Raw genomic sequence first — 25,990 nt, 5'->3', positions numbered from 1 at the left:
TCGGTTCGAAGGGAGCGCTCTCGTGAGTGATCTCGACCTCGTGGCGGCGCTGACCCGACTCGAAGCAGCAGTGTCCGCGCTGCGAGCGCGGCTGCGCGACCAGCTCGACGTCTCCGGCAGCGACCTGACCGTGCTGCAGTTCGTGTCCCGCGCCGAAGCGGCCGACCGGACCGTCCGCGTGAAGGACCTCGCGCAGCACCTCGGCCTGACCGGACCGGCGGTGACCGGCATGGTGGACCGACTCGAGCAGAGCGGGCACCTCAGCCGCGTGCCGAACCCGGCCGACGGTCGGAGTCGCCACATCGAGCTGACCGAGACCGCCAGACGCGACTACTCGATCGCCATGGACGGCACGAACAAGCACCTGCACGAGCTGTTGGCCTCCTTCTCGGAACGGGACAGGGTCCGGTTCGTCCGGATCGTCGACCGCATCATCGCGGCCGTCGACCTCGGCGCCCCGAGCCCCTGACGGCAGATTACGGGCGCTCAGCGTGCGGCTCCGGCGATTGTCCACCATGCGCAGCTAGGTAACGATGCTACCTATCTCGGGGGCGGACCGTTCCGACGAGCGACACCGAATTCGGCCCCACCACGGCGCTGGCCAGGTCGACGCGGGCCAGTCCCCCGGGCACCAGGGCGTCCGCGATCGACAGGCGGAGTGCGGTCTGCGTGTACTGCCCGGTCGTCGCACGGCCGGCCGGGGTCGGGGCGGCCGCGAGGTCCCGCTGCACGTTCACCCGGAGCGAGAGCACCCCGGGCAGCCGCGCGAGGACCGTCCCGAGCGCACGGACGACCGGGCCGCCGATCGTCGTCGTCAGCGTCGTGCCGAGCGTCCCGACGAGCGCGAACAATCGGGTCGTGAGCGTCCCCGCCACCGCCTGGGTCAACGGGTTCACGAGCGACGTGGCGAGGCCGGTGACGACCCCGAGCAGGCCACCCAGGTCGAGTCCGAGCAGCGCGACCCCGACCGACAGCTTCGTCCGCCCAGCCATGAGCGCCGCGACCCCGGTGTCGACGCCGATCGACAGGGTGGCGATCTTCACCCGGATGCCGAGCACCAGGGGCGCGCTGAGGTCGGCGGCGAGCGCGATCCGGACGTGCAGGGACCCGAGCGCGGTCGTCAGGGCGGTCGTGATCTTCCCCGCCCAGGCGTCCACGACCTGCCCGAGCCGGTCGGCCAGCGCACCGAGGGTGACGGCGTCGAGCACCACCTCGTGGTTCGGGGGCAGGTCGTTGAGCCCGTGCTCGTCGTCGCCGAGCAGGTGCGCGAGGTCGACCCGGACGGATCCGGCCGACAGGTCGAGCGACAGCGTGCCCCCGGCGTCCTGCACGGGTTCGGCGAGCAGCGGCGCGACCGCGCCCGCCAGGTCCGGCCCGGTGATCTCGACCGTGCCCCCGATGGTGCCGAGCCCGAGGCTGCCGGTGAGCCCGCCGAGCACCCCGAGCACGCCCTGGTTGATCGTCCGTGCGAGCACCCCGTCCTGCCCGCCGAGCGCGTCGACCGCGGCGTCGAGCTGCACCACGGTGTCGTTCACCGCCGTGACGAGCGCGCCGACGAGCGGGCTGTCCACACGGAGGTCGAGGCTCGCGATCCCGTAGTCGCGCTCGAGCCCGGCGGGCCCGCTGTCGGCAGCGACCTGCTGCACTGCGGCCCGCAGGTTCGTCGCGAGCGTGCGCTGGACGACCCCGCCCCACACGTCGTCGCTGATCGCGTCGCACCCGGCGAGCTGCGCACTCGCACCGACGGCTCCGACGTCGAGCCCCACGTCGGTGACGTCCGCGATGCCCGGCAGCGCGCGGCCGAGCGTGATCGACGCCGGGTCGGGCAGGTCGCCGGACGGGGTCGTCGGTGTGACGAGCACGCCACCGGAGTCCGCGACGAGCCCGGATGCCGCCACCGCGTCACCGGTGCCCGACGCCGTCGCGACCTGGTTCACCGCGCCCGCCGAACCGGCCGGCAGTCCGAGGCCGAGACCGGTGAGGTCGATGCCCGCCACGTCGCCGAGCAGCCCGACGTCGAGCGGGTTGCCGAACGCCTGCGTGAACGGGCGGCCGCCGGTGCCGAGCTCGGGCGCGGTGGCCGGCTCGACCGATGCCGGTGCGGCGCCGGTCTTCGCGACGTCGACCCCGCGCACCGTGGCGACGTCGTCGAGGTCGATGCCGGCGATGCTCCCGCCCAGGAACCGGCTCGAGGCCGTCGACGTGTAGTCCGCGTCGGCGCCGCAGTCGAACGACGACGTCCCCACGGCCCCGTGCGCCCACTCGCGGTCCGACCACGACGCGGTGCTCGGGACGGCGGTGGGCGTGACCAGGGCTGCTGCGACGACGATGCCGGTGACGACCGCGATCCGGCCAGGGCGCAGGTGCAGCGGACGCCGGCTCACGACCGGCTCCCGGGGCGTCGGAGCCGGAGGGCGACGCCGGTGAGCAGGGCCGCGACCGCGACGAGCACCGGCCCCGCGAACCCGCCACCCGTCATCGCGAGCACGGCCGGGCCGACGCCAACGCCGTCTCCGTCGCGTTCGCCGCTGCCGTGCGCCGGGCGTCCGGGCACGACGGGGTCCCCGCCGCGGGCGGTCACGCCGACGCCGACCTCGGCGGTCCGGGGCACCGTGGTCGCGGCGTCACCGAGGGACAGCCGGACGAGCAGGTACGCCGAGCCGTCGCCGTCCGGGTCGGGCACACGGACCGACGGCGCGGAGGTCGCCCAGTCGACGAGGGGGACCGTGTCGACGAGGGCGGCCGTCGGCCCGCCACACGTGGGGGCTCCGGACGGGTCCGCCCACGGCTGGTCGCACGTCGCGACCGACACGAGCACGCCGTCGGTCCCGCCCGGCAGGCCGCCCCGCCCCGTGAGCTGCAGGTCGAGGGTGACCGGGCCGGGCTCGTCGACGCTCGTCCGCACCTGCCACGTGACGTCCGCGTCGTTCCCCGGCTCGGGCAGCACGAGGGGCTCCGGACCGGTGTGCAGCGCCAACCGGCCCGGCGTGCCGGTCTCGGCCACGGGCCTCCAGTCCGTCGCGGCGACCGCCACCGCCGTCGTGCCGATCCCGGTCGCACCGACGAGCACCGCGGCGACCGCCGCGGAGGTGGCGAGGACGCGGGTCACGAGTCCTCCCGCCGGGCCGGCCAGAACGCCCACGCGACGAGCACGCCGACGAGCGCGACCGCCAGCCCACGGGCCGGGGCACTCGTGACCACGACGAGCACCGAGCCCAGGCCGGGGGCGTGCGCCAGCACGAGTCCGGCGTGCCGGACGACGTACGGGTCGCGGTCGTCGGAGGCGTTGTCGTCGCCCCGCAGGGTCAGCGACCGCGCCGCGGAGTCCCCCGGGACCCGGTCCACCGCGACCACCCGGTGGGTGACGGGCAGGGCCGACCCCGCACGTGGGACCGTGACGACGTCCCCGTCGGTGATCTCGGCCGCGGGGACGCGGTGCGTGATGGCGAGCCCACCCGCGGGGATCGTCGGGGCCATCGACCCGGTCGTGACGACGACGAACGACAGTCCGGTGAACGCCACGGCGGCCCAGGCGAGCAGGCACGTGAGTCCGATCGCGCCGGCGACCGTCAGGACGACGGAGCGGACGCGGTCGGCGGGACGACGGGGCGGCGCCACGCCCTCGTCGGAGGACGTCGGCGCGGTGGAGCCGCGCACGGCCGCGCTCAGTCGGACTCGGCGGCGAACTGCCACGCGGGCGCGGCCGTCCGCCCCTGGAGCGCGTCGACCGACGTGCCGGCGGGCAGGGTCGGCGACGCGGGCAGCGAGACCTCGAAGCAGTACACCTGCGTCGACCCGCCGGCCGCGGCGAGGGGCCGCGCGATCGTCGCGGCAGCCGTGCCGAGCGGCCCGGACGCGACGCTCGTCCACGGCACGTCGAACGCGGTGGCGTCGCACACGGCGGTGGTGTCCGTGATCGCGGCGACCCGGACCTGCAGGGCGTTCCACAGCACGTCGTCGGCGTCGGAGACCGTGACCCCGGTCGCCGGCACCGCTGCCCGGAGCACCAGGTCGCCGGCGATCGAGTCGGCGGTGGTGCGGAGCGCGACGGGGGCGTAGGTCGCGGTGCCCGGCGACAGGGCGAGCGCGTCGACCGTGAACCGGAGCGCCTGGCCCGGGTTCGTCTCGTCCGAGGTGAAGCCCGCCGCGGCGAACGGCGCCGTGACGTTCTGCTCGACCTCGAACCCGGACGTCCCCACGCCCGGCCCGCCCGAGCCGTTGCCGCCGAACACCCACTCGGTGTCCGTCCACGACGCGAGCGTGTAACCCGCACCGCCGATGACGAGGACCCCGCCGGCAGCGAGCGCGAACGCCCGGTTGCGACGCCGGGTGCGGCGGGCGGTGTCGTCCGCGGCACGACGGCCGTGGTTGCGGGCGCGCGGGGGCGCAGTGCTGTCAGCCATGACGTGTCTCCTGATCCGTGACGCCGATCGGTGGCGGCGACGGCCGGGGTGGTTGGTCCTGGCCGTCGCCGTCGACGTCTGCTCCGATCCTGGCGGACTATCCCTCAGGAATCAATGGACGCGTCACCCCTTGACGGCACCGGAGGTGAGCCCCGACACGATCGAGCGGCGGAAGACGAGCACCAGGATCACGATCGGCACCGTCGCCGCGACGCTCGCCGCGAAGATCTGCGCGAACGGCACCGTGAACTGCGTGCCGAACAGCGCGATGCCGACCGGGATCGTCCGGAACGAGTTCTCGCTGTTGAACGTCAGCGCCATCAGGAACTCGCTCCACGACGCTGTGAACGTGAAGACGCCGACCGTGAACAGGCCCGGCTTCGCCATCGGCAGGATCACGCTGAGCACGGTGCGCCAGGCCCCGGCCCCGTCGATCTCGGACGCTTCCTCGATCGTCGAGGGGATCCCGACCAGGTAGTTCCGCATGATCCAGATGGCGAACGGCAGGTTGAACGCGACGTACGGCACGATCAGGCCCGGGTACGAGTTGAGCAGTCCGAGGTTGCGCTCGAGCAGGTACAGCGGCGTGAGCACCGCGATCGCCGGGAACACCGACAGCATGAGCAGCGACGTCATGATCGCCGTACGGCCCTTGATCCACCGGCCGGCGAGCGCGTAGCCCGCCAGGAACGCCAGCGCGAGCACGATCACCGTCGTCGACACCGAGACGATGACGCTGTTCACCATGTACTGCCCGAGCGCGTTGTCGCGGAAGGCCACCACGAAGTTGTCGAGGGTGAACGACTGCGGGAACGCGGTGGGCGGCGACTGCCCGATCTCGGACGCCGGCTTGAGCGACGTCGACACCAGCCAGTACAGCGGCAGCGCCGTGAGCACCGCGATGACGACGCCGCTGACGTTGACGGTGTTGACCCACCTGCGCCAGCCCTTGCGCACACGTTGACGGGGCATCAGGCATCCCCTCCCTTCGCCTGGTTCCGGAACGCCCGGAGGAACAGCAGACACCCGGCCGCGACGATGATCGCGGTGGACGTCGCGATCGCCGCGCCCGGGCCGATGTTGATGTCCTGGAACAGGACCTTGTAACCCATGATCGCGAGCGACTGGGTGGCGGTGCCCGGTCCGCCGTTCGTCAGCACGAACGGCAGGTCGAACACCCCGAACGCCTGCAGGATGCGGAACAGCACCGCGATCGTCAGCGTCGGGGTGAGCTGCGGCAGGACCACCCGCCAGAACGTCTGCCAGGTGCTGGCCCCGTCGAGCTCCGCGGCCTCGTAGTGGTCCTCGGAGATCTGCACGAGCCCGGCGAGCAGGATGATCGCCACGAACGGCGTCGTCTTCCAGATGTCCGCGACCATCAGGCCCGTGATCGCGGGCACCGGTTCGCCGAGGATCACCGGGGCGTCCCCGAACAGGCCGAAGAACCACGTCGCGACGCCGTAGGTGCTGTCGTAGATGTACTTCCACAGCTGCGCGTTGACGATGGTGACGAGCGACCACGGGATGAGCATCAGCGCGAGCATCCAGCCGCGCGTGGCCCCGAGCCGCTCGAGCACGAGGGCGACGAGCATCCCGAGCACGAGTTCCACCGAGACGGTCACGACCGTGTACAGCACCGTGAAGCCGAGCGCGCGGTACCAGTCGGCGCTCTGCAGCAGGGCCGCGTAGTTGCCGAGCCCGAACGACTGGATCGTGAACCCCTCGTAGCCGACCTCGACGTCCGCGAAGCTCAGGACGATCGAGTAGACCACCGGGAAGATCGTCACCGCCGCGACGACCAGGAGCGCCGGGGCCGCGAAGCCCCACGCGCCCCGCGCGCGGATGCGGTCGAGACGCGACCGCCCGCTCAGGCGGGGCGGCGGGTCTTGGCGACCCGTGCCTCCCGGCCTGGTGCCCGAGCGTGTGGCCGTGCCGGCGCTCACAGCGCCTCCCCCTGCAGGGCGAGCGCGATGGCGGAGGCCATCGTGCTCGTGCCGCCGTCCACCGTGGCCTGCCCACCGAGGATGCTGTTGCCGTTCTGGTACACGCCCTGCGAGACCTTCGGGTAGTACGCCGTCGACGTCGGACGGGGCACGAGCGTGATGCCGGCAGCGGTGTCGTACGTCGGGCGCTTCTGCTGCTTCGCGTCCTCGCTGACGAGCGACGCGCTGCGGGCCGGCAGGACGCCGCCCTCGCGGGTCAGGAACTGCTGCGCCGTCTCGCTCGACATCCAGCGTGCGAACGTCAGTGCCGCCGCGGGCTGCTGCGTGTGCGGGTTGATGTAGTTCCCCCACCCGCCGATGGTCGAGTGGTGCTCGTCCTGCCCGTCGAACGTGGGACGGGCGGCGAGCCCGACCTTGCCCGCGACCCGGCTGTCCGGCCCGTTCGCGATGCCCCACGCGTACGACCAGTTGCGCAGGAACGCCGCCCGACCGCCGGAGAAGGCGTCGTTCGTGTCCTGCTCCTGGTACGTCAGCGTGGCCCGGGGGCTCGCGCCGTCCGTGATCAGGGACCGCATGAACTCGAACGCTCGCTTCGTCTCCGAGCTCGTCGTCTCGGGCTTCGTCAGGTCGTCGTTAAGCAGCGAGCCGCCGGCGTCCGCGACGAACTCGGTGACGTTGCAGGTGAGGCCCTCGTACACGTCGCCCTGGAACGCGAATCCGTAGCTGACGTCACCGGTGTCGACGAGCTTCGCGGCCGTCTCGCGCACTTCCTCCCACGACCCCGGCACCTGCAGGGAGTGCTTCGCGAGCAGGTCCTTCCGGTACAGGAAGAACGACTCGTCGATGTAGAGCGGGAACATGTAGTAGGTCCCGTCGACGCTCGCCGCCTGCCGCAGTCCTTCGGGGAACTGGTCGAAGAAGTCCTCGCCCACGAGCTGGTTCACGGGGGTGGCGAGCTTGTTCTTCGCGAACTGCCCGGGCCACGCGACGTCACCGAGGTAGACATCCGGCGTGCTGCTGCCGGCCGCGATCTGCGTCGTCAGGCTCGTCCGGTTCGTGTCCGTGTCGCTCGGGGCGCTCACGATGCGCACCCGGATGTTCGGGTGCTCCTTCTGGAATTCGGCGATGAGCCGGCGCCGCAGGTCACCGCCGTCCTTCGAGGCGACCTGGCCCGCCCACCAGCTGATCGTCGCCTCGCCCTCCGGCGGGTCGGTGGGCCAGTCCTGGACCAGCGTGCGCTCGGGGCGGGTGGAGCAACCCGCGAGGAGCAGCACCCCCGCTCCCCCGAGCAGGAACATCCTGCGGTCGATGGCCATCCGTCCTCCTCGACGTGTGGTGCTGCGAACCTGTGCGTCCACACAACCAACGGACCCTGAGCGCCCGGTGGGTGGGCGGCGGCGGCATGGCCGAGTCTCGGGGTGGGCGACGGCGGGCACACTGTGCCGCTGGCGGCTCGGTCGCTGTCGCGAAAGCGACACCCTGCCGCGGAACGTTCGCAGGGATCTGTCGCTTTCGCGGGTGGGGATGTGGGGCCGCGGGGCGGCGGCCTGGAGGCCCGTGGCGGGGACGACCCGCGCCTCCAGTCCGGCAGGTGGTCGCGAAAGCGACAGAACGCGCGCAGGTGCCCCCGTCAGTGCTGCGAAAGCGACAGTGTGCCGCGAACCGTTCGCCGAGATCTGTCGCTTTCGCGGGCGGGGTCGGCAGGTGGTCAGGCGGGCGCAGGGGCGGGGGCGGTGGACTCCGCGGTGCGGAGCGTGCACGGCAGCAGGAAGTGCGGCAGGTCGTCGGACGTGCCGTCGAGCTGCTCGATGAGGGCGTCGGCGGCCCGGATCCCGAGCTCCTGGCCGGGGGCGACCATCGTCGACAGCCGCGGGTAGTGCTGGTCGGCGTTGGCCTCGGACGACGCGATGCTGAGCACGGAGACGTCCTCGGGGACCCGCCGCCCGGCGGTGTAGAGGCCGACCAGGACGCCGGCGGACGAGTCGTCCTTCATCACGAGCAGCGCCGTGACGTCGGGGTCCGCCGCGAGCAGGTCGCTCGTGGCCTGCCGTCCGCCGTCGCTGCCCGGCCCGGCGGTGACGACCGTCCCGGCCAGCCCGCGCTCGGCGATCGCGCGCCGGAAGGTCGCCTCGACGCGCAGGTGTGGGGCGTAGCCGGCCATCGGGGTGCCCTCGAGGTCCTCGAGCACGAGTCCGAAGCGGCGGTGCCCGAGCGTCTCGAGGTGGTCGAGGCTGTCCTCGATGGTCGTCTCGAAGTCGATGTCGACGAAGGGCAGACCGCTGCTGTCGCGGGTCCGGCCGATCAGGGTGAACGGCACGCCGAGGTCGGTGAGGACGGCGACGCGGGGGTCGTCCATCCGCACCTCCATCAGGATGACGCCGTCCACGAGCCCACCCGAGACGAGGTCGTCGAGGTCGTCTCCAGCGGGGTCCACCGGCCAGAGCACGAGGTGGTGTCCCCGCTCGGATGCCCGTTCCGCCGCACTCATGAAGAACTGCGAGGTGGTCGGGCTGAAGCGGTTGCCGGTGGTCGGGAACAGCAGCGCGATGATCCGGGTCCGCCGGCTCGCCAGGGCCCGGGCGACGACGTTGCCGCGGAACTTCAGCTCGCGCATCGCGGTCTTCACCCGCGCGGTCGTGCCGGGGGTCACGTACTTCGTCCCGTTCACCACGAAGGACACGGTGGCGATCGAGACCCCCGCCCGATCGGCGACCTGCTGCATCGTGGCCATGGCGCTGATCCTAGCGCGCGGGAAGTCAGAAAAGCGCTTTACAGGTGAAGCGCTTATCTGTTAGCTTCTCGCCCCAGGAGCACAGCGACGATGACGTCAGCGGCCTCGTCGATGCGTGCCTGCCCCAGCACCCGTCAAGAGAAGAGCTCTGCAATGAAGCAAAGATTCCCCTCCATGTCCCGCCGGACGCGCGCCCTCGTCGGCGCAGTCGCCGTCGTCGCCACGATCCCCCTGGTCCTGTCCGGCTGCTCCGGCTCCGGATCGGCCTCGTCGGGCGGCAGCAAGGCCCTGACGATCGAGGACTACTACGACGCGAACTACAACCCGGTCTACAAGCAGTGCGCGAAGGAGGTCGGCGCGACGGTCACGATCAACCACGTCGCCGGCGCCGGTCTGATCGCGAAGGTGCTGCAGCAGGCATCGTCGAAGACGCTGCCCGACGTCCTCATGCTCGACAACCCCGACGTCCAGCAGATCGCCTCCTCCGGTGCCCTGTCCGACCTGTCCGACTACGGTCTGGACGCCGACGGCGACGTCCCCGGCGTGAAGGCGGCGAGCACCTACAAGGGCAAGCTCTACGGCCTGCAGTCGAACACGAACTCCATCGCGCTCTACTACAACAAGAAGCTCCTGGCGGACGCCGGCGTCCAGCCGCCCAAGACGTGGGACGAGCTCAAGGCCGCGGCGAAGAAGCTCACGAGCGGGTCCACCTACGGCTTCGCGATGAGCAACATCAACACGTACGAGGGCACCTGGCAGTTCCTGCCGTTCTTCTGGTCGAACGGCGGCGACGAGAAGGACATCGCCACCGCGGACGCCACCCAGGCGCTGCAGCTCGTCGAGGACCTGCAGGACGACGGCTCGATGTCGAAGAGCTCGATCAACTGGGCCCAGGCGGACGTCAACAACCAGTTCCTGGCCGGCAAGGCCGCGATGATGATCAACGGTCCCTGGCAGCTGCCGGCGCTCAACGAGAAGAAGAGCCTCGAGTTCGACAGCGTCCCGATCCCGACGCGCACCGGCGACGCCACGGTCGCACCGCTCGGCGGCGAGGCGTTCACCGTCCCGCAGACCGGCGACAAGGACAAGATGCAGCTCGCCGGAAAGTTCGTCGGCTGCCTCCACTCGCAGAAGATGCAGAAGACCCTGTCCGAGGTCAGCGGCAACGTGCCGACCAACCTCGAGGCCGGCGCCGCCTGGGCGAAGGACCACCCGCAGGTCGCGTCCTTCGTCACCACGGTGCAGACCGCCCGCGCCCGCACCGGTGAGCTCGGACCCGACTGGCCCAAGGCCGCCACGAAGATCTACACCGCCGTCCAGCTCGCCCTCACCGGCAAGGCCAGCCCCGAGGCAGCGCTCAAGCAGGCGCAGTCGCAAGAGCAGTAGTCCACGGGGAGCCGGCCGACCGGTCGGCTCCCTCCGGCGTGCAGGAAAGGACCCCGGCGTGAGCGCCTCGACACAGACACGACCACGGACGATCCCGCCCGTGACGACACCCCGACCCGGGCAACGACGAGCCCGGTTCCGATCCGGCGTGACCCGATGGCTCTTCGTGGTGCCAGCGGCGGTCTTCGTGGCCGTCTTCTTCGGCTACCCCGTGGTGAAGAACATCATCATGTCCTTCCAGGACTACACGACGGCGACCTTCTTCACCGGCGAGGCCCCCTGGGTGGGACTCGGCAACTACATCTCGGTGTTCCAGAGCTCGGTCTTCACGACGAGCCTCGTGAACACCGCCCTGTTCACGGCCGGCTCGATCATCCTGCAGTTCGTCATCGGGCTGAGCCTCGCGCTGTTCTTCCGTCGGCACTTCCCGCTGTCGGGCTTCCTGCGGGGGCTCCTGCTCCTGCCGTGGCTGCTGCCGCTCATCGCCTCGAGCGCGGTGTGGAAGTGGCTGCTCGACCAGGACAGCGGGGCACTCAACCAGCTCCTCGGCCTGGTGGGCATCGCCCCGGTCCCGTGGCTGGTCAGCCCGAGCCTCGCGCTCATCGCCGTCATCGGCGTCAACGTGTGGCTCGGCATCCCGTTCAACACGACGATCCTCTACAGCGGTCTGCAGTCCGTGCCGCCGGAGCTCTACGAGGCCGGGTCGCTCGACGGCGCCACCGGGTTCAAGGCGTTCTGGTACATCACGTGGCCGAGCATCCGGTCGGTGGTCAGCGTCGTGGTCGTGCTCGGGGTCGTCTACACGTTGAAGGTCGTGGACATCATCCTCGGCCTGACCGGCGGCGGGCCGGCGAACTCGACGCAGACCCTCGCCACGAACGCGTACCACCAGTCGTTCATCAACTTCCAGTTCGGCATCGGAGCCGCGGTGAGCAACGTGCTCATCGTCGTCTCGTTCGTCTTCGCGATGGTCTACATCGCGATCTCCCGGAAGGCGGTCGACGAATGAGCGTCGGACTCGCGAACCAGACCGTCACCGCCACCCGCGCGATCACGACGAAGCGGACCACCCGGGCACCCCGCCCGCGCGGTTCCGCCAAGGGCATCCCGTTCACGATCCTCGGGTGCGTGTTCCTCGCGATCATGGTGTTCCCCGTCTACTGGATGGTGAACACCAGCCTGCAGGCGACGTCCGGGGCCGCCACGGCGACGTGGTTCCCGTTCTCCCCGACCTTCGCCGGGTACGAGGCCGCGTTCGCCCAGCAGGGACAGAACTTCCTGTCGAGCATGATCATCGGCCTCGGCACCGTCCTGCTGACGCTGGCCATCGCGACGCCGGCCGCCTACGGGCTGGCCCGGTTCCGGATGCGCGGCGGCCGGGTGTTCCTGCTCGTGCTGCTCATCACCCAGATGATCCCGGCGATCGTGATCGCGAACGCGCTGTACACGCTGTTCAACAACATCGGGCTGCTCAACAGCTACGTCGGGCTGATCCTGGCCGACAGCGCGGTCCAGGTGCCGTTCGCCATCCTGCTCATGCGGGCGTTCATGGAGTCGATCCCGCCGAGCCTGGTCGAGGCCGCACTGGTCGACGGCGCCAGCGACTTCCGGGCGTTCGTGTCGATCGTCGTGCCGATCAGCCGGAACGCCATCGTCACCGCGGCGCTCTTCACGTTCCTCGGCGCGTGGGGTGACTTCCTCATCGCACTGACCCTGACGTCGACGACCGCGGTCCGACCGATCACGCTCGGCATCTACAACTACATCGGCTCGAACGTCACCGACTGGGGACCCGTCATGGCGACCTCGGTGCTGGCGTCCCTGCCCGCTGCCGTCCTGCTGATCTTCGCGCAGAAGTACATCTCCGCTGGTGCCCTCGGCGGTGCCGTCAAGTGACGGCCCCGGACCGACGCCACCACGTACCACCGTCTGAAAGGCACACCATGACCACCACCCCGCTGCGCATCACCGTCTGGGGCGAGAACGTCCACGAGCAGGTCGAGCAGCACGTCGCCGAGCGGTACCCCGACGGCATGCACGGCGCGATCGCCGACGGCATCCGCGAGAACCTGCCCGACGCCGTCGTCCGGACCGCCACCATGCAGGAACCCGAGCACGGCCTGACCGACGAGGTCCTGGCCGCGACGGACGTCCTGACCTGGTGGGGGCACGCCGCGCACCAGGACGTCGACGACGCCGTGGTCGACCGGGTGCACAAGCACGTCCTGTCCGGCATGGGCCTGGTCGTCCTGCACTCCGGCCACTGGTCGAAGATCTTCGGCAAGCTGATGGGCACCACGTGCACCCTGCGCTGGCGGAGCGAGCACGACCAGGAACTCGTCTGGACCGTCAACCCGCAGCACCCGATCACCCGTGGCGTCCCGAACCCGATCGTCATCCCCGAGCAGGAGATGTACGGCGAGTACTTCGACGTGCCGACCCCCGACGAGCTCGTGTTCATCTCGGGCTTCACCGGCGGCGAGGTGTTCCGGAGCGGCATGACGTACCGCCGCGGCCTGGGGAAGATCTTCTACTTCTCGCCCGGCGACCAGGACTTCCCCGTGTACCACCACAAGGACGTCCGCCGCGTGATCGCGAACGCGACCGAGTGGGCGCGGCCGGAGCGCGAGCGTGAGATCCCGACGCTCCGCCGCTACGACCTGGGCGAGTACTTCGAGGGGCAGCACTACCGCGGCCCGTTCGACGACGCGCCCGTCGAGGACGCCCCTGTCGAGGACGCCGCCGTCGGCGACGCCCCCGTCGACGACCACGCCGGGGCGCAGGCGTGACCGCGCTCCGCGTCCTGCAGGTCGGCGCCGGGGGCATGGGCCGGGCGTGGCTCGGCACCGTCGCAGCCGACCCCGACGTCGAGCTGGTCGGCATCGTCGACCTCGACCTCGACGCCGCCCGGGCCGGTGCCGAACACGCCGGCGACCCGAGCATCCCCGTCGGCACCGACCTGACCGTGCTCGCCGCCGAGACCGGTGCACAGGCGGTGCTCGACATCACCGTCCCGGTCGCGCACCACCCCGTCACGCTGCAGGCGCTGCACGCCGGACTCCCCGTGCTCGGCGAGAAACCCGCAGCGCAGACGGTCGCCGAGGCACTGTCGCTCGCCGCGGCCGCCGAGGCCACCGGCAAGCTGTTCATGGTGTCGCAGTCGCGGCGCTACAACGACCAGCTCGTCGCGTTCCGCCAGCACGTGCGCGGCCTGGGCGCGATCGGCGGCCTGGGCACCCGGTTCGCCAAGGCTCCGCACTTCGGCGGCTTCCGCGAGCAGATGGACGACGTCCTGCTGCTCGACATGGCGATCCACGCGTTCGACTCCGCCCGCTACGTGCTCGAACGGGACCCGGTGTCGGTGTACTGCGAGTCGTGGAACCCGTCGTGGTCCTGGTACCGCGGCGACGCGGCGGCGGCGGCGGTCTTCGCCTTCGAGGACGACATCCGGTACGTGTACGACGGCTCGTGGTGCGCACCGGGGGCCGAGACCTCGTGGAACGGCGACTGGCGGGCCTCGGGTGCGGTCGGCACGGCACTGTGGGACGGCGACCACGACCCGTCCAGCGACCTCGACGGCACCGCGGGCACGCCGTCGTCCGCGGCGAGTGTCGGGTACGAGATCGCCGGGGCGCTGACGTCCTTCGTGCACGCCGTGCGTTCCGGCGAGACCCCGGACGGCGAGGTGCACGGCAACGTCATGAGCCTCGCCATGGTCGAGGCGGCGATCGCGTCGACCCGCACCGGGCAGCGCATCGTCATCGACGAGGTGCTCGAGCGCGCACACGCCGAGGCACTCGCCGCCGAGCGGCACGACGCGGTCCGCGACCGCCTGGCAACGTGGGGTTCGGTGCGCGAGGCCCTGAGCGCGTCCGTCCCCACGCCGTAGGCGCCCCGGCACGCCCGGCACGCCCGCGCGTCTTCCCCCGAGGTTCCGAAATCCCGGCATGTCGGCGTCCGTCAGGCTCGTGATCGGAACCTCGGCAGACGTGAGCGGCGAGTCGCGGGACCGCGACCACTCCTGTCGGGCGCGGCGCGTGCGGTGGACGTGACCAAGGACGGACGGGAGGCCCGTGGCGACGCCGCCACGGGCCTCCCGTCCGTCCCGCGGTCACGTCAACGCGGGATGACCGAGAACAGGAACTTCTTGCGGACCATGTACCAGGCCAGCAGGATCAACGCCGAGTGCACCACGAAGCCGATCCAGAAGTCGCCCCACGGCACGCCGGGGATCGACGCGATCGCCAGCGCGAAGAACACCTGCCACACGAAGACGTAGAGGCTCGCCTGCCCGATCGGGATCCAGAGCCAGCCGATCGCCGTCGAGATCGGCTTCCAGAACACCGTCAGGATCGCGTACGACACGATCGCGAAGAACGCGATGTCGACCAGTCGGCCCCACTGCAGGTCCACCCGCTGGTACGCCGTGTTGTACAGGTCCTCGTACATCGACGCCGGGAACGGGACCGGTGTGAACCCGGCGTGGTTCGCCGCCCAGACGTACACCAGGAACGCCGCGTAACCCCCGACACCGATGCCGACCAGGACCTTGCCGAGCCGCCCGGTGAGCGCGCCGATGATCTGCCGTCGGTAGTACCCGAGCACGAGGCCGTGGGTGAACACGACCTGCCAGGTGAGCAGCGGGAAGACCGCCTCGAACTGCGAGTTCAGCGGGCGGAACTCCGGGTTGAGGGCCTGGAACACGTACAGCGCCCAGCTCACGACGAGCACCACCCACCAGAAGCCGCGGCGGATCAGCCAGAGCAGCGGTGGGATGAACAGGCTCAGCACCACGAACAGGCCCATGATGTTGAACGGCCACGGGCCCATCTCGAGCAGCAGGAACTGTCGGATGGCGTACCACGGCGGCGGGTAGCCGAGCAGCTGCATCGCGTTCGGGTACAGGTCGTACACCCGGCCCTCGGCACCGACGCCCCCGGTGCCGGTCCCCCGGTCGGTGAACGTCGTGATCGCGTCGGTGTTCAGGAACGGGACGAAGCTCAGCGCGAAGACGACCGCGATCACCACGAGCGTGACGAGGTACTGCTTGCGGGCACGCTTCCACGCCCCGATCGCGGCCGCCCACTCGCCGAACTTCTTGATGGCGAACGGGTAGGTCATGCCGAGGACCATGCCGGACAGGAACACGAACATCTCGGCACCGGTGATCGCACCCACCGCGTGCAGCGTGAGGTACGAGTACGGCCCGCCGATCTCGATGTGGGTGATCACCACCGCCAGGATGATGAACCCGCGGAACAGGTCGAGCCGCAGGTCGCGCCCGGGTTTCCCGTCGTCGGGGTAGCGCCAGCTCGGCAGCAACCGGCCGAACAACCCGCTCAGCAGGAACACCACCGCCAGGCCCACGGCGACCCAGACGATCCACGCCATCTGGTCGCCGCCGGTGTCGTACTGCTGGTCGGTCGCGGCGTTGCCCTGCTGCGTGGTGATGCGGTCGGTGACGGGCCCGAAGGCGAAGTGGTCGCCCCGCTCGAGGTCGGTGCGGAACGAACCGGCGATCCCGGGCACCGCCGTGTCACGCCAGTCGGCGACACGGTTCCCGGCCTCGGGCTCGCGGCGGTTCGTCTCGAGGAAGGTCACGCCCCGGATCAACGGGCGGTCCTGGACCGAGGCGATCACCTGCCGCCACCAGCCCTGCTTGACCGGGAGCTCTGCATCGCCCCGGCGGGTGTGGTCGTACAGCGCACCGGTGTCGAGCAGCATCGACCGGTCGCCGTCGACGGCGAACCGGTCGTAGAAGCTGTCCGCCTGCTGCTGCTCGTAGCCCCACGTCTCGTCGAACCGGGATTCGACCTCGCCGCGCTCCGGCACGTCGTTGCGGGTGAGGGGGACGTCACGACCGGCGGCTTCGGTCGACTTGCCCTTGCCGAAGTAGTACATCGACAAGCCGACCCAGTCCACCGAGGCGTCGCCCGGCCAGTACGGCTCGTAGGGGTCGTCGGCCGCGGTCAGCTCGCCGTCGCCGTTCGTGTCGAGCTTCGCGACGTCGGTCGCGGAGAGGTCTGCCAGGCGTCCCGCGGACTCACCGAACGGGTACCCCGCGCCGTACGACGGCGACCACACCATGCGCGCGTCGGAGTCGCCGCCGTGCACCGCGGTCGCGAGCGTCCGGAACGCCTGCACGAACTGGGTCGGCTGCTGCCCCCAGCGCACCCACGTGCCGTTCATCTGTGGCGCGAACCGCACGAGCACCTGGGTGTCGTACTGGTCGTGGATCTCCTGGAACGCGGTGTTCGCGGCGCGGGCATCGGCGGCGTCGAGTGACCGGAGCGACTGCCCGGGCTCGAGGCTCACGACGAGGACCGCGCCCTGCGTCGCCGCGGCACGCGTCGCACGGAGGAGCTCCCGCCTGGCCGAGCGGTCGAGCGGGTAGTCGATCTCCACCCCGTACATCGACGGCGTCGCACCGAGCCGTCCCTCGTAGCCCGCCGGGGAATCGTCGCCCCAGTCGAGGTCCGGGCCGAACCAGGCCGTCCCACTCGCCGGCTCCGTCGCCGCGGCCGTGTGCACCGTCACCGCGGACGCCGGCAGCGCACCACCGAGCAGGAGCGTCGCGATCGTGACGAGGACGGCGACCACGCGGGCCGCCAGCAGCCTCATCGGTCGCACACCAGCGTCCAGACGTTGTGCCCGTGCTCGTGCCGGTGCTCCAGGCGGTCGAGGGCGGCGATCGCGAGCGCCAGACCGCGTCCACTCTCCTGCTCGACGTCGGCCATCGTGACGGCGCTCAGGTCGATGTCCACGGGCAGACCGTTGTCGGTGAGCTCCGCGGTGAGCGCCCGCTCGGTCGACTCGAGCCGCACGGTGTAGCGCCGACCGGTCTCCTGGTCGGAACGCGCGGTGTGCTCGACGATGTTCGCGGCGACCTCGGCCAGCGCGGTCTCCAGCGCGAAGCGGAGCCGGACGTCGTCGATGCCGAGGCCGTCCCACCAGGCGCCGAAGCGGTCCTGGACCTCGTCGAGCGACACGGGCGTCGCGGCGACGTCGAAGGTGGTCTCGGCGTTCACAGTGGTCCTCCGGCGGTGCTCGACTCGTGCTCTGACTGGACTCCCGTGCCCGGGCCGCGGTAGAGCACGGCCCGGATCACGATGCTGAAGATGAACAGGTCGAAGACGACCCACGCGGTGTTGACGAGCGGCGCGATGCCCGACGCCTGCCCGGTCAGGTACCGGATGCCGATCAGCAGCAGTGCCGCGACCAGCGCCCCCATCGCGATGAGCTGCGGCTTGACGAGGTCCCACCGGGGCTTCTGCTCGGTCTCGTCGCGCACCTTCGGCGTGACCCGGAACCCGAGCGGCTTGCCGCGGAACACGTTCTCGAACGCACTCGTCACCGCCTCGATCCACACCGGGAACAGCGCGAGCGAGTACTGCTGCCCGCGCCACGTGGGTCTGCCGGCGGCCACCACCCAGAACAGCAGCTGGTTGAGCACGAGGAACGGGATCAACCGTGCGAAGAAGTCGACGCTGTAGGCCTGCACCGGGACGACGCCGAACGACAGGCAGAGCACGGGGGCCGCGATGTACACGATCGCGGCGAACCCGGACAGGTAGCTCCACATCGTCGAGAAGTACATCAGGCGCTGCCCCCAGGACAACCCCTTCTGCACCAGCGGGTTCTCGCGGAAGAACACCTGCATGGTGCCCTGCGCCCACCGGAGCCGCTGCACGAGCATGGTCGGCAGGTCCTCCGGCGCCAGGCCCTTCGCCAGGATCTCGTCGTGGTACGCCGACTTCCAGCCGAGCCCGTGCAGCCGCATGGCGGTGGCCATGTCCTCGGTCACCGAGATCGTCGCCAGCGGCATGATCGGCTGTGCCTCGTCGTCGCGGTTGACGTCGAGTGCCCGTGCGAGGACCGCGATCGACTCGATGGCCGTCACGGGCGATGCGTCGCGCCGCCCGAGCACGTCGAGCGCGGCGTCGTCGAGCCCGGCGAAGGTGTTCGCGTCGGTCGACATCGCGGCGAGTTCCTGCAGGTCGTTCCGCACCGACTCGAGGTCGGCGGCGGCGAACCGGAAGGCGATCGTGTCGATCCCCCGCTGGAACGCGTAGGTGACGTCGCCGAGCGGTTCGCCGGCCCGGACCTGGTCGCGAGCGCGGTCGACGACGGCTTCGGCCTCGTCCAGAGCGCCGAGCACCCGCGGGTCCGTCTCGGTCTCACGGGCACGGGCCAGCAGCTTCCGCGACGTCGTGATCGTGCGCTGCACCGAGGCCTCGACCTCGACCACGTAGCGGGAGATGCCGAGCTGCATCAGGGCCTCGCGCCGCAGGATCGCGTTCGACCCGCAGAAGAACGCGGCGTTCCAGCCGTCCTTCGACTGCTGGATCGGCCCGTAGAACAGCGGCGCCTGGCTGCCGAGCAGGTCCGCCTCGGGAACGTTCTCGAACCACTGCGGCGTCTGCACGAGCGCCATCCGCGGGTCCTTGAAGTACCCGAGCGTGCGGTCGAGGATGCCGGGCTCCGGCACCTGGTCGGCGTCGAGGATGAGCAGGAACTCGCCCTGGGTCGCGAGCAGGGCGTTGTTGAGGTTGCCGGCCTTGGCGTGCCGGGGACGGTCGATCCAGTCGGCACCGCGGGTGATGACACCGATGCCGAGCGAGTCGGCGGCCGCACGCATCTCGGGGCGGTTGCCGTCGTCGAGGATCCACGTCGTGTGTGGGTGCGTGATCGCCTGCGCCGCACGGGCCGTGCGCACGACCATCTCGACGGGCTCGTTGTAGGTGGTGATGAAGACGTCGACCGTGACGTCGGAGGACGGCTTCGTCGGGGGCTCACCGCGCTCGCGCAACCGCCACGCCCCGAACGCGAACAGGAGCGAGTCGATGACGCTGTAGGTCTCGGCCAGGATGAGCGGCACGGCGATCCACCAGGAGTGCCAGTTCACCGAGGCGGCCCAGCGCCAGACGACGTAGTTCACACCGGCGATCGACGCCAGGAGTGCGACCGTGCGCACCGTGACGAGTCGACGGCGGGCCGTGCCGGTGGTGAGCCGGCGGCGGTCCTGGCGGCTGACGTCGAGCGCCGTCACCGGGTCGCTCCGTCTGCGGGGTCGCCGGCCGAGCTGCGTCGCAAGGGTGCCTCCTGATCCGCGCGGACCCCGGCCGCGGCGCACGCCCGGGTGTGGTGCCGTCCGCCCGCTGCCCAGGGGGCACCGTGCCGGCCGTCCGCTCCGGTCGTCGGGCACGACCTCGGCGTAGGGACCTGTCTACCGCAGTGACCGGCACTCTGTCAGGCCCCGAGTGCGAGTCGTGGACAACGGCCCGGGGCGACCGCACGACCGGGTCAGAACGCGGCGGCGAATCCGAGGTCGTCGGCGAGCCGGGCGACCACCTGGTCGAAGTAGGCGGCGCCGTCGGACACCGAGCCGACGAAGTGGCCGAAGAGCTCGAACGAGATCGTCCCGAACACCGTCGACCAGGCCATCAGGGTGCGGACCAGGACCTCGTCGGGCAGTGCGATGCCGAACGACCGCAGGGTGGTCACTGCGTCTGCGACTGCGGGGCCGGCCACCCCGGGAGCTGCAGTGGGCGCGGCGGGTGATCCGGGCCTCCCGTCCGCCCCCGACGCCGACGTGACGTCCCCGCCGGGCGCGACCGCGTCGGCCACCACCCGCACCAGCGCGAGCGTCGTCCGCGCGGCGGGCACGACCGTCTCGCGCGGTGCGGCGTAGCCCGGCACGGGCGACCCGAACAGCAACGCGAAGTCGCCCGGGTGCGCGACGGACCACGATCGGATCGCGCGGCACGCGGCGACCCAGCGTGCACCCGGTTCCGGGCCGGCCGCGGCGTCAGCAGCCTCGACAGCTGCGCCGAGTTCGTCGTAGTCGACGATGAGCAGCGCCGTCAGCAGGTCGTCGCGACTCGGGAAGTAGCGGTACACCGCGGACGACACCATGCCGACGTCACGGGCGACGGCTCGGAGGCTGAGCGCTGCGGGTCCCTCGTCGGTGAGGCGGGTGCGCGCGGCGGCCAGGATGTCCGCCTGGATCGTCTGCCGGGCGAGCTCGCGTGCTGTCGGTGCCATCCGGTCACCATGCCACACGAGAGCACTGCACACAAATGAGAGCAGTGCTCTTGCTCTTTCGTCGCCGAGCGCGCATCCTGGTCGCGAGAGCACCGCTCTCGCTCACCGAGAGCTTCGCTCTCGCACACCGAGGGAAGCAGGAACCCATGTCACACGACCACCTCGTCATCGGCGCCGGTCCGGTGGGCCGCCACGTAGCCGCGCTGCTCGCCGAACGCGGCGAGCACGTCACGGTCGCCACGCGCTCGGGTCGTGACACCGGCCTGTCAGGGGCCGATCACGTCGCGCTCGACGCCTCCGACGCCGAGGCGCTCACCCGGGCAGCCGACGGCGCCGCCGTGCTGTACAACTGCGCGAACCCGGGCGACTACACCCAGTGGGAGCGCACCTGGCCACCGCTCGCGGCGTCGATGCTGACCGCTGCCGAGCGGACCGGGGCCGTCTACGCCATCACCGGGAACCTGTACCCGTACGGCCCGGTCGACGGCCCGATGCGCGCCGACACCCCGGACGCGGCAACCGACCACAAGGGGATCCTCCGCGCACGGCTGTGGGCCGACGCCCTGGCCGCGCACCGTGCCGGACGCATCCGCACGGTCGAGGTCCGCGCTTCGGACTACGTCGGGCCGGGCATCGGGGCGAACGGGCACGTCACGCGTGTGCTGCCGGCCGCACTGCAGGGGAAGGCCGTGACGATGATCGGCAGGACCGACCTGCCACACACCTTCACCGACGTGCTCGACGTCGCCAGGACCCTCGTGGCGGCGGCCTCGGACGAGGGCGCGCACGGCCGCACGTGGATGGTGCCGAGCAACCCTCCTCGTACCCAGCGGCAGGCGCTGACCGAGGTGCTGGCCGCGGCCGGCAAGGCACCCGTAGCCGTCCACCGGATGCCCGCGGGGGCGATCCGTGCGCTCGGGCTCGTGTCGCCGATGATGCGGGAGCTCGCCGAGATGAGCTACCAGTGGACCGCACCGTACGTGGTCGACGATGCCGAGAGCCGCGCGGAGTTCGGCATCGAGCCGACCCCGTGGGACGAGGTGTGTCGCCGGACGGTCGCGGGAGTGGCGTGAGGCGGGTGGGGTGCGGTGGGCGGGGTGCGGCGGGCGGGGTGCGGCGGGCGGGGCGCGGTGCGCGGGGTGCCGGGCGGGGTGCCGGGCGGGGTGCCGGGCGGGGTGCCTGGCGGGGTGCCGGGCGGGGCGTGGTGGCGCCGAGGTTCCACACCACGCCGCAGGTGCGCCGCCGAGGTTCCACGGATCAGCGCAGGGAGCGTCGAGGATCCAATACTTTGGAACCTGGGGCCCGCACGTCCCGCACGCCGCCAGCGCCCGCGACACAGGACGGGGTGGGACGCGCCGTTGCGTCCCACCCCGTCCTGCCTCGGTCTGCCGGTCAGATCACCAGCAGCCGCGAGTACTGCGCCGACGACAGCTGCTGCGCAGCCCCGCCGGAGGCCGGCACGCGCCAGAGCCCCGGCGTCGCGCCGCCGTCGATGGCGACGAAGACGTCGCCCTGGGCATCCGTCGCCCCGACGTACGGTGCACGACCGTTCGCGGTGATCCCGCTCGTCGTGCGCTCGGTGGTCGCGCCGGAGGCGTTGCGGACGAACTGGTGCGTCAGGGTCCGGTCGACGTGGCAGCCGCCGGGGCTCCCCTCGCTGATCGCGGCGCACCACTGCGCGGACTGCAGGATCGTGAGGTCGGTCGAGTTGACCGCCGCGTACTCGAACGCGATCCGCGGCTCGATCACGGTGAACGCCGTGGCGCGGGCGGGCAGGGCGTACCAGCCGAAGTACCCCGAGCCGCCCGGCGACTGGAAGGACACGTAGAGGGTTCCGGACCCGTCTGCGAGCAGCCCGGACAGGTACCCGTACGTCTGGCCGGCGGGGAACGCCACCGTCCGCTTCGTCACGGTGGCCGTCGGGCTGGCGGTGTTGACCAGGCCCCCGGTGGCCGTGCTCGTGTAGGCGGAGACGGTGCCGTCACGGCCGACGGCCCACTGGGATCGGGACGCCGAGTTCTGCGCGGCCGGGAACGTGACGGCCGTGGCCGCGGTGGAGCTGCCGACGGGGAGCTTCTGCACCGAACCGTTCACCGAGTCGATCCAGTACAGGTTGCCGGCGACGTCGGAACGCAGGTCGGGCGTCAGGTGCAGGCCGGTCGCCAGGGTCCGCGCCGCGCTGCCGTCAGCGGGGTGGAACAGGATGGAGGTGTGGTCGGCCGACGGGGTGAACACGTCACCGACGTCGTCCGCGGCGAAGCCCGTCCCGTTCGCCGAGACGACCTTCCCGGTGCCGGAACCGTCCTCGGCGAACCGCACGACGTTGCCGGACGCGTCGAGGGCGAACAGCGACTGCGTCGTCTCCACGACGGCCGGTGCCGTGTAGCGGACGGCCACCGCGCGCCCGGCCATCTTGCCGCTGACCGCCCGCACCGAGAACGTGTAGGTCGTCTTCGGGGTGAGGTCACCGAACCGGTCGGACCGTGCCTTCGCCGGCAGTCGGTCGACGCCGGCGTCGGGCTGCTGCTGCACGGGGGCGATCGCCACGGTCCACCCGGTGACCTTCGCGCCGGACTTCGGGGCACCCCAGGTGACGGTGGCGCTGTCGGCCGCGCCCGAGACCCGGACGGAGGTCGGCACACCGGGCGCCGAGGACGGAGACGAGGGAGCAGCCGTTGCCGGCGCCACTCCCCCGATGACGAGCGCCGCCGCTGCGGCGACGGTGATGAGTGCTCGGTACACGTTCGTTCCCCTGCCTTCTCCGCGGCTCCCTGCGTCACGGCTTCCGGTATCACAGCACCGCTCGGGAGCCAGGGGAACGGGTCCGGGCCTGATGTGCGGTTCCCCGCACCGCAAGACTGCGGCGGGCCGGTTTCGTCAGACGCCGTCGTGTTCTCGAGACGCCGCCGAATCGTGCGGCGTCTTGCGGACTCCGCGGCGTGACAGCGACACGACGGCGTGTTCGGTGCGGGAGACGCGACCGGACGACGGACGGGAGGCGCGGTGCCAGCTGGCACCGCGCCTCCCGTCAGCAGGTGGTCACGTCGAGGACGCGGCTCGCGTCAGTAGCGGGGCTTGCGCTCCGGACGCTCGTCGCGGCGGCCACCACCACGGCGGTCGGGCTTGATCTCGATGAGCTTGCCGCTGATCCGGGTGTCGGTCAGGCGGTCGAGCACGCCGCCGTCCATGTCGGCGGGCAGCTCGACGATCGAGAAGTCCGGCTGGATGCGGATCGCACCGAAGTCGTCGCGGCGCAGGCCGCCCTCGTTCGCCAAGGCGCCGACGATCTGACGCGGCTCGACGCGGTGACGACGGCCGACCTCGATGCGGTAGGCGGTCATCGGCTGCGAACGGCGGGGCGCACGGTCGCGGTCGCCGCCACGGTCGCTGCGCGGGCCACGGTCGTCGCGCGCACCGCGGTCGTCGCGCTCGCCACGGCGGGCATCGCGCTCCATCTGCGTGCGGAGGGCGTCGTCGGCTGCGGTCAGGAGCAGCGGCGAGTCGCCCTGCGCCACGACGGCCAGGGCGGCGGCGACGTCGTCCGAGGGGACGTCGTGGTGCTCGACGTAGTGCGCGATGACGTCGCGGAAGGCGGCGATGCGACCCTGGTCCTCGAGCGCTGCGGTGATCGCGTCGTCGAAGCGGGTCAGGCGCGTCTCGTTGACGTCGTCGATCGTCGGCAGCTGCATCTGGGTGAGCGGCTGCTTCGTGTGGCGCTCGATCGCGGAGAGCAGGCGACGCTCGCGGGGGGTCACGAAGCTGATCGAGTCACCCGAGCGGCCGGCACGACCCGTGCGGCCGATGCGGTGCACGTAGGACTCGATGTCGACCGGGATGTCGTAGTTCACGACGTGGGTGATGCGGTCGACGTCGAGGCCACGGGCGGCGACGTCGGTGGCGACGAGGATGTCGAGCTTGCCGGACTTCAGCTGGTTGACGGTCCGCTCGCGCTGGGCCTGGGCGACGTCACCGCTGATGGCTGCTGCGGCGTAGCCACGGGCCCGGAGCTTCTCGGCCAGGGTCTCGGTCTCGCTCTTGGTGCGGACGAAGATGATCATGCCCTCGAAGTCCTCGACCTCGAGGATGCGGGTCAGGGCGTCGACCTTCTGCGGGTACGAGACCATCAGGTAGCGCTGCGTGATGTTCGCGGCGGTCTTCGTCTTGGTCTTGACGGTGATCTCGGCCGGGTCCGTCAAGTACTGCTGCGAGATGCGGCGGATCTGGGCGGGCATGGTCGCCGAGAAGAGGGCGACCTGCTTGTCGTCGGGGGTGTCCGCCAGGATCGTCTCGACGTCCTCGGCGAAGCCCATCTTGAGCATCTCGTCGGCCTCGTCGAGCACGAGGTACTTCAGCTCGGACAGGTCGAGCGTGCCCTTCGCCAGGTGGTCCATGATGCGACCGGGCGTGCCGACGATGACGTCGACGCCGCGGCGCAGGGCGGACAGCTGCACGCCGTACGCCTGACCGCCGTAGACCGGCAGGACGTGGACGTGCTTCATGTGCGACGCGAACTGCTCGAACGCCTCGCACACCTGCAGGGCGAGCTCGCGCGTCGGGGACAGCACGAGGGCCTGCGGCTTCTTGCTGCCGGGCTCCATGCGGGACAGGATCGGCAGCGCGAAGGCGGCGGTCTTGCCGGTCCCGGTCTGCGCGAGGCCGACGACGTCGCGGCCGTCGAGCAGCGTGGGGATGGTGGCTTCCTGGATGGCGGAAGGGGTTTCGTAGCCGATGTCCTTGACGGCCTTGAGCACAGCATCGCTCAGGCCGAGATCGGCGAAGGTCACCACGGGCCCCTCGTCGGTGGTCTCGGTGGTGGTGGCGGTGTCCGTGCTCATACACCAACGGTATCTCGAATGCACGCTCCGCAGTGACCGGAGGGCGTCCGGACGGGAGGAACGGGCCGGGCCCGCCCCGCGCCTCCCGGTCATGTCGTGGTCACGTCACGGGCGTGGGTGCCGATCCCGAGGACCGCGTCGGCCCGGTCGTTCAGCCGCGTGAGCATCTCGGCGAGCGAGCGCAGCTCGTCCGAGGCGAACTCCTCGGTGAGGTCGTCGAAGACCTCGGCACCGGCGGCGTCGAGTTGGTCGAGCAACTGCTTGCCCGCGGGTGCGAGCGAGACCAGGGTCGCTCGGCCGTCGGCGGGGTCCGGCGAGCCGACCAGGTGCTCGGCCTCGACGAGCGACGCCACCCGGCGGCTGATCACCGGGCGGGACAGGCCCGTCGCGTCGGCGATGGCGGTCGCCCGGACGGGTCCGTGACCGGCGACGGCCCGCAGGATCACCCGCGCCGTCGGGTCGAGCCCGCCACGGGACTCGATGAGCGAGGAACGCAGGGTCTGCCGGACCCACAGCCGGTCGAGCTGGGATCGCAGGAGTCGCTCGGCAGCACGCCGCTCGTCGGACATGGGGCCAGCGTAGCGGGCACATTTAGTTGCTTGCTGGAAGCAACAGATGTATCGTTGCGCGGTCTGCAAAGTTACACAG

The 25,990-nt window shown here is 71.2% G+C and carries 22 protein-coding genes; 7 read left to right on the top strand and 15 right to left on the bottom strand.

Annotated features, from left to right (window positions below; genetic code table 11):
* The first annotated feature begins 22 nt into the window (after positions 1-22).
* Positions 23-469 carry a MarR family winged helix-turn-helix transcriptional regulator gene (locus EDF42_RS14395; protein ID WP_123672938.1) on the top strand — a complete coding sequence of 149 codons (447 nt, stop codon included), beginning with the start codon at positions 23-25 and terminating at the stop codon, positions 467-469.
* Between the two features lie 67 nt (positions 470-536).
* Here EDF42_RS14395 and EDF42_RS14390 read toward each other — a convergent pair whose 3' ends face one another.
* The 8 genes from EDF42_RS14390 to EDF42_RS14355 all read right to left on the bottom strand — a co-directional run bounded on the left by EDF42_RS14390 (position 537) and on the right by EDF42_RS14355 (position 9,077).
* Positions 537-2,384, bottom strand: coding sequence for a choice-of-anchor G family protein (locus tag EDF42_RS14390; protein ID WP_123672936.1), 1,848 nt, complete (start codon positions 2,382-2,384; stop codon positions 537-539).
* Positions 2,381-3,109, bottom strand: coding sequence for a hypothetical protein (locus tag EDF42_RS14385; RefSeq protein ID WP_123672934.1), 729 nt, complete (start codon positions 3,107-3,109; stop codon positions 2,381-2,383). Before EDF42_RS14385 ends, EDF42_RS14390 begins: the two co-directional genes overlap by 4 nt.
* On the bottom strand, positions 3,106-3,657 hold the full coding sequence (locus EDF42_RS14380) for a signal peptidase I (protein ID WP_123672932.1): 552 nt from the start codon (positions 3,655-3,657) through the stop codon (positions 3,106-3,108). Before EDF42_RS14380 ends, EDF42_RS14385 begins: the two co-directional genes overlap by 4 nt.
* A gap of 8 nt (positions 3,658-3,665) precedes the next feature.
* Positions 3,666-4,403, bottom strand: coding sequence for an acyl-CoA dehydrogenase (locus EDF42_RS14375; RefSeq protein WP_260235514.1), 738 nt, complete (start codon positions 4,401-4,403; stop codon positions 3,666-3,668).
* A gap of 123 nt (positions 4,404-4,526) precedes the next feature.
* Positions 4,527-5,375 carry a carbohydrate ABC transporter permease gene (locus EDF42_RS14370; protein WP_228510603.1) on the bottom strand — a complete coding sequence of 283 codons (849 nt, stop codon included), beginning with the start codon at positions 5,373-5,375 and terminating at the stop codon, positions 4,527-4,529.
* Positions 5,375-6,346 (bottom strand): carbohydrate ABC transporter permease, encoded by a 972-nt coding sequence (locus EDF42_RS14365; RefSeq protein WP_185021092.1) that lies wholly within the window; start codon positions 6,344-6,346, stop codon positions 5,375-5,377. The genes EDF42_RS14370 and EDF42_RS14365 overlap by 1 nt, the downstream gene beginning before the upstream one ends.
* Positions 6,343-7,662, bottom strand: coding sequence for an ABC transporter substrate-binding protein (locus tag EDF42_RS14360; RefSeq protein ID WP_123672930.1), 1,320 nt, complete (start codon positions 7,660-7,662; stop codon positions 6,343-6,345). Before EDF42_RS14360 ends, EDF42_RS14365 begins: the two co-directional genes overlap by 4 nt.
* Before the next feature lie 392 nt (positions 7,663-8,054).
* Positions 8,055-9,077 carry a LacI family DNA-binding transcriptional regulator gene (locus EDF42_RS14355; protein ID WP_185040968.1) on the bottom strand — a complete coding sequence of 341 codons (1,023 nt, stop codon included), beginning with the start codon at positions 9,075-9,077 and terminating at the stop codon, positions 8,055-8,057.
* 174 nt (positions 9,078-9,251) lie between these two features.
* Here EDF42_RS14355 and EDF42_RS14350 point away from each other — a divergent pair, with 174 nt between their 5' ends.
* From EDF42_RS14350 to EDF42_RS14330, 5 genes are all read left to right on the top strand, one after another.
* Positions 9,252-10,463 carry a sugar ABC transporter substrate-binding protein gene (locus tag EDF42_RS14350; protein ID WP_123340583.1) on the top strand — a complete coding sequence of 404 codons (1,212 nt, stop codon included), beginning with the start codon at positions 9,252-9,254 and terminating at the stop codon, positions 10,461-10,463.
* Positions 10,464-10,611: 148 nt separating this feature from the next.
* Positions 10,612-11,472 (top strand): carbohydrate ABC transporter permease, encoded by an 861-nt coding sequence (locus EDF42_RS14345; protein ID WP_111084886.1) that lies wholly within the window; start codon positions 10,612-10,614, stop codon positions 11,470-11,472.
* Positions 11,469-12,359, top strand: coding sequence for a carbohydrate ABC transporter permease (locus tag EDF42_RS14340; protein WP_111084887.1), 891 nt, complete (start codon positions 11,469-11,471; stop codon positions 12,357-12,359). Before EDF42_RS14345 ends, EDF42_RS14340 begins: the two co-directional genes overlap by 4 nt.
* Positions 12,360-12,406: 47 nt before the next feature.
* Positions 12,407-13,252, top strand: coding sequence for a ThuA domain-containing protein (locus EDF42_RS14335; protein ID WP_260213486.1), 846 nt, complete (start codon positions 12,407-12,409; stop codon positions 13,250-13,252).
* A complete protein-coding gene (locus tag EDF42_RS14330) occupies positions 13,249-14,352 on the top strand; it encodes a Gfo/Idh/MocA family protein (protein WP_260235513.1) in 1,104 nt (367 codons plus the stop codon). The genes EDF42_RS14335 and EDF42_RS14330 overlap by 4 nt, the downstream gene beginning before the upstream one ends.
* A 227-nt stretch (positions 14,353-14,579) precedes the next feature.
* Here EDF42_RS14330 and opgC read toward each other — a convergent pair whose 3' ends face one another.
* The 4 genes from opgC to EDF42_RS14310 all read right to left on the bottom strand — a co-directional run bounded on the left by opgC (position 14,580) and on the right by EDF42_RS14310 (position 20,507).
* The gene (gene opgC / locus EDF42_RS14325) at positions 14,580-17,084 is read right to left on the bottom strand and encodes an OpgC domain-containing protein (protein ID WP_148067795.1); all 2,505 of its coding nucleotides are present in this window, start codon (positions 17,082-17,084) and stop codon (positions 14,580-14,582) included.
* Positions 17,081-17,491, bottom strand: coding sequence for an ATP-binding protein (locus EDF42_RS14320; RefSeq protein WP_185002695.1), 411 nt, complete (start codon positions 17,489-17,491; stop codon positions 17,081-17,083). Before EDF42_RS14320 ends, opgC begins: the two co-directional genes overlap by 4 nt.
* On the bottom strand, positions 17,488-19,512 hold the full coding sequence (locus EDF42_RS14315; RefSeq protein WP_395865628.1) for a glycosyltransferase: 2,025 nt from the start codon (positions 19,510-19,512) through the stop codon (positions 17,488-17,490). The genes EDF42_RS14320 and EDF42_RS14315 overlap by 4 nt, the downstream gene beginning before the upstream one ends.
* Positions 19,513-19,766: 254 nt before the next feature.
* Positions 19,767-20,507 (bottom strand): TetR/AcrR family transcriptional regulator, encoded by a 741-nt coding sequence (locus EDF42_RS14310; protein WP_123672926.1) that lies wholly within the window; start codon positions 20,505-20,507, stop codon positions 19,767-19,769.
* 146 nt (positions 20,508-20,653) lie between these two features.
* On the opposite strand from EDF42_RS14310, the gene EDF42_RS14305 reads away from it, so the two are divergent.
* The gene (locus EDF42_RS14305; RefSeq protein WP_123672924.1) at positions 20,654-21,580 is read left to right on the top strand and encodes an NAD-dependent epimerase/dehydratase family protein; all 927 of its coding nucleotides are present in this window, start codon (positions 20,654-20,656) and stop codon (positions 21,578-21,580) included.
* Positions 21,581-21,899: 319 nt separating this feature from the next.
* On the opposite strand, the gene EDF42_RS14295 is transcribed toward EDF42_RS14305, so the two are convergent.
* The 3 genes from EDF42_RS14295 to EDF42_RS14285 form a co-directional block, all read right to left on the bottom strand.
* The gene (locus EDF42_RS14295; RefSeq protein WP_185040967.1) at positions 21,900-23,249 is read right to left on the bottom strand and encodes a fibronectin type III domain-containing protein; all 1,350 of its coding nucleotides are present in this window, start codon (positions 23,247-23,249) and stop codon (positions 21,900-21,902) included.
* A gap of 320 nt (positions 23,250-23,569) precedes the next feature.
* Entirely contained in the window at positions 23,570-25,342 is a 1,773-nt protein-coding gene (locus EDF42_RS14290; RefSeq protein WP_123672920.1) for a DEAD/DEAH box helicase, read from the bottom strand.
* A gap of 89 nt (positions 25,343-25,431) precedes the next feature.
* Positions 25,432-25,911 (bottom strand): MarR family winged helix-turn-helix transcriptional regulator, encoded by a 480-nt coding sequence (locus EDF42_RS14285; RefSeq protein WP_123672918.1) that lies wholly within the window; start codon positions 25,909-25,911, stop codon positions 25,432-25,434.
* Between the last annotated feature and the right edge of the window lie 79 nt (positions 25,912-25,990).

Source organism: Curtobacterium sp. PhB172 (genome assembly GCF_003752545.1).
Classification (GTDB): domain Bacteria; phylum Actinomycetota; class Actinomycetes; order Actinomycetales; family Microbacteriaceae; genus Curtobacterium.
This window is presented reverse-complemented; position numbering and strand designations above follow the sequence as displayed.

Excerpts from the sequence above, each read along its gene's own strand:
- opgC (WP_148067795.1), bottom strand. The coding sequence starts at position 17,084 with ATGAGGCTGCTGGCGGCCCGCGTGGTCGCCGTCCTCGTCACGATCGCG.
- EDF42_RS14290 (WP_123672920.1), bottom strand. The coding sequence starts at position 25,342 with ATGAGCACGGACACCGCCACCACCACCGAGACCACCGACGAGGGGCCC.
- EDF42_RS14310 (WP_123672926.1), bottom strand. The coding sequence starts at position 20,507 with ATGGCACCGACAGCACGCGAGCTCGCCCGGCAGACGATCCAGGCGGAC.
- EDF42_RS14355 (WP_185040968.1), bottom strand. The coding sequence starts at position 9,077 with ATGGCCACGATGCAGCAGGTCGCCGATCGGGCGGGGGTCTCGATCGCC.
- EDF42_RS14350 (WP_123340583.1), top strand. The coding sequence starts at position 9,252 with ATGTCCCGCCGGACGCGCGCCCTCGTCGGCGCAGTCGCCGTCGTCGCC.
- EDF42_RS14360 (WP_123672930.1), bottom strand. The coding sequence starts at position 7,662 with ATGGCCATCGACCGCAGGATGTTCCTGCTCGGGGGAGCGGGGGTGCTG.
- EDF42_RS14335 (WP_260213486.1), top strand. The coding sequence starts at position 12,407 with ATGACCACCACCCCGCTGCGCATCACCGTCTGGGGCGAGAACGTCCAC.
- EDF42_RS14375 (WP_260235514.1), bottom strand. The coding sequence starts at position 4,403 with ATGGCTGACAGCACTGCGCCCCCGCGCGCCCGCAACCACGGCCGTCGT.
- EDF42_RS14340 (WP_111084887.1), top strand. The coding sequence starts at position 11,469 with ATGAGCGTCGGACTCGCGAACCAGACCGTCACCGCCACCCGCGCGATC.
- EDF42_RS14370 (WP_228510603.1), bottom strand. The coding sequence starts at position 5,375 with ATGCCCCGTCAACGTGTGCGCAAGGGCTGGCGCAGGTGGGTCAACACC.
- EDF42_RS14285 (WP_123672918.1), bottom strand. The coding sequence starts at position 25,911 with ATGTCCGACGAGCGGCGTGCTGCCGAGCGACTCCTGCGATCCCAGCTC.
- EDF42_RS14305 (WP_123672924.1), top strand. The coding sequence starts at position 20,654 with ATGTCACACGACCACCTCGTCATCGGCGCCGGTCCGGTGGGCCGCCAC.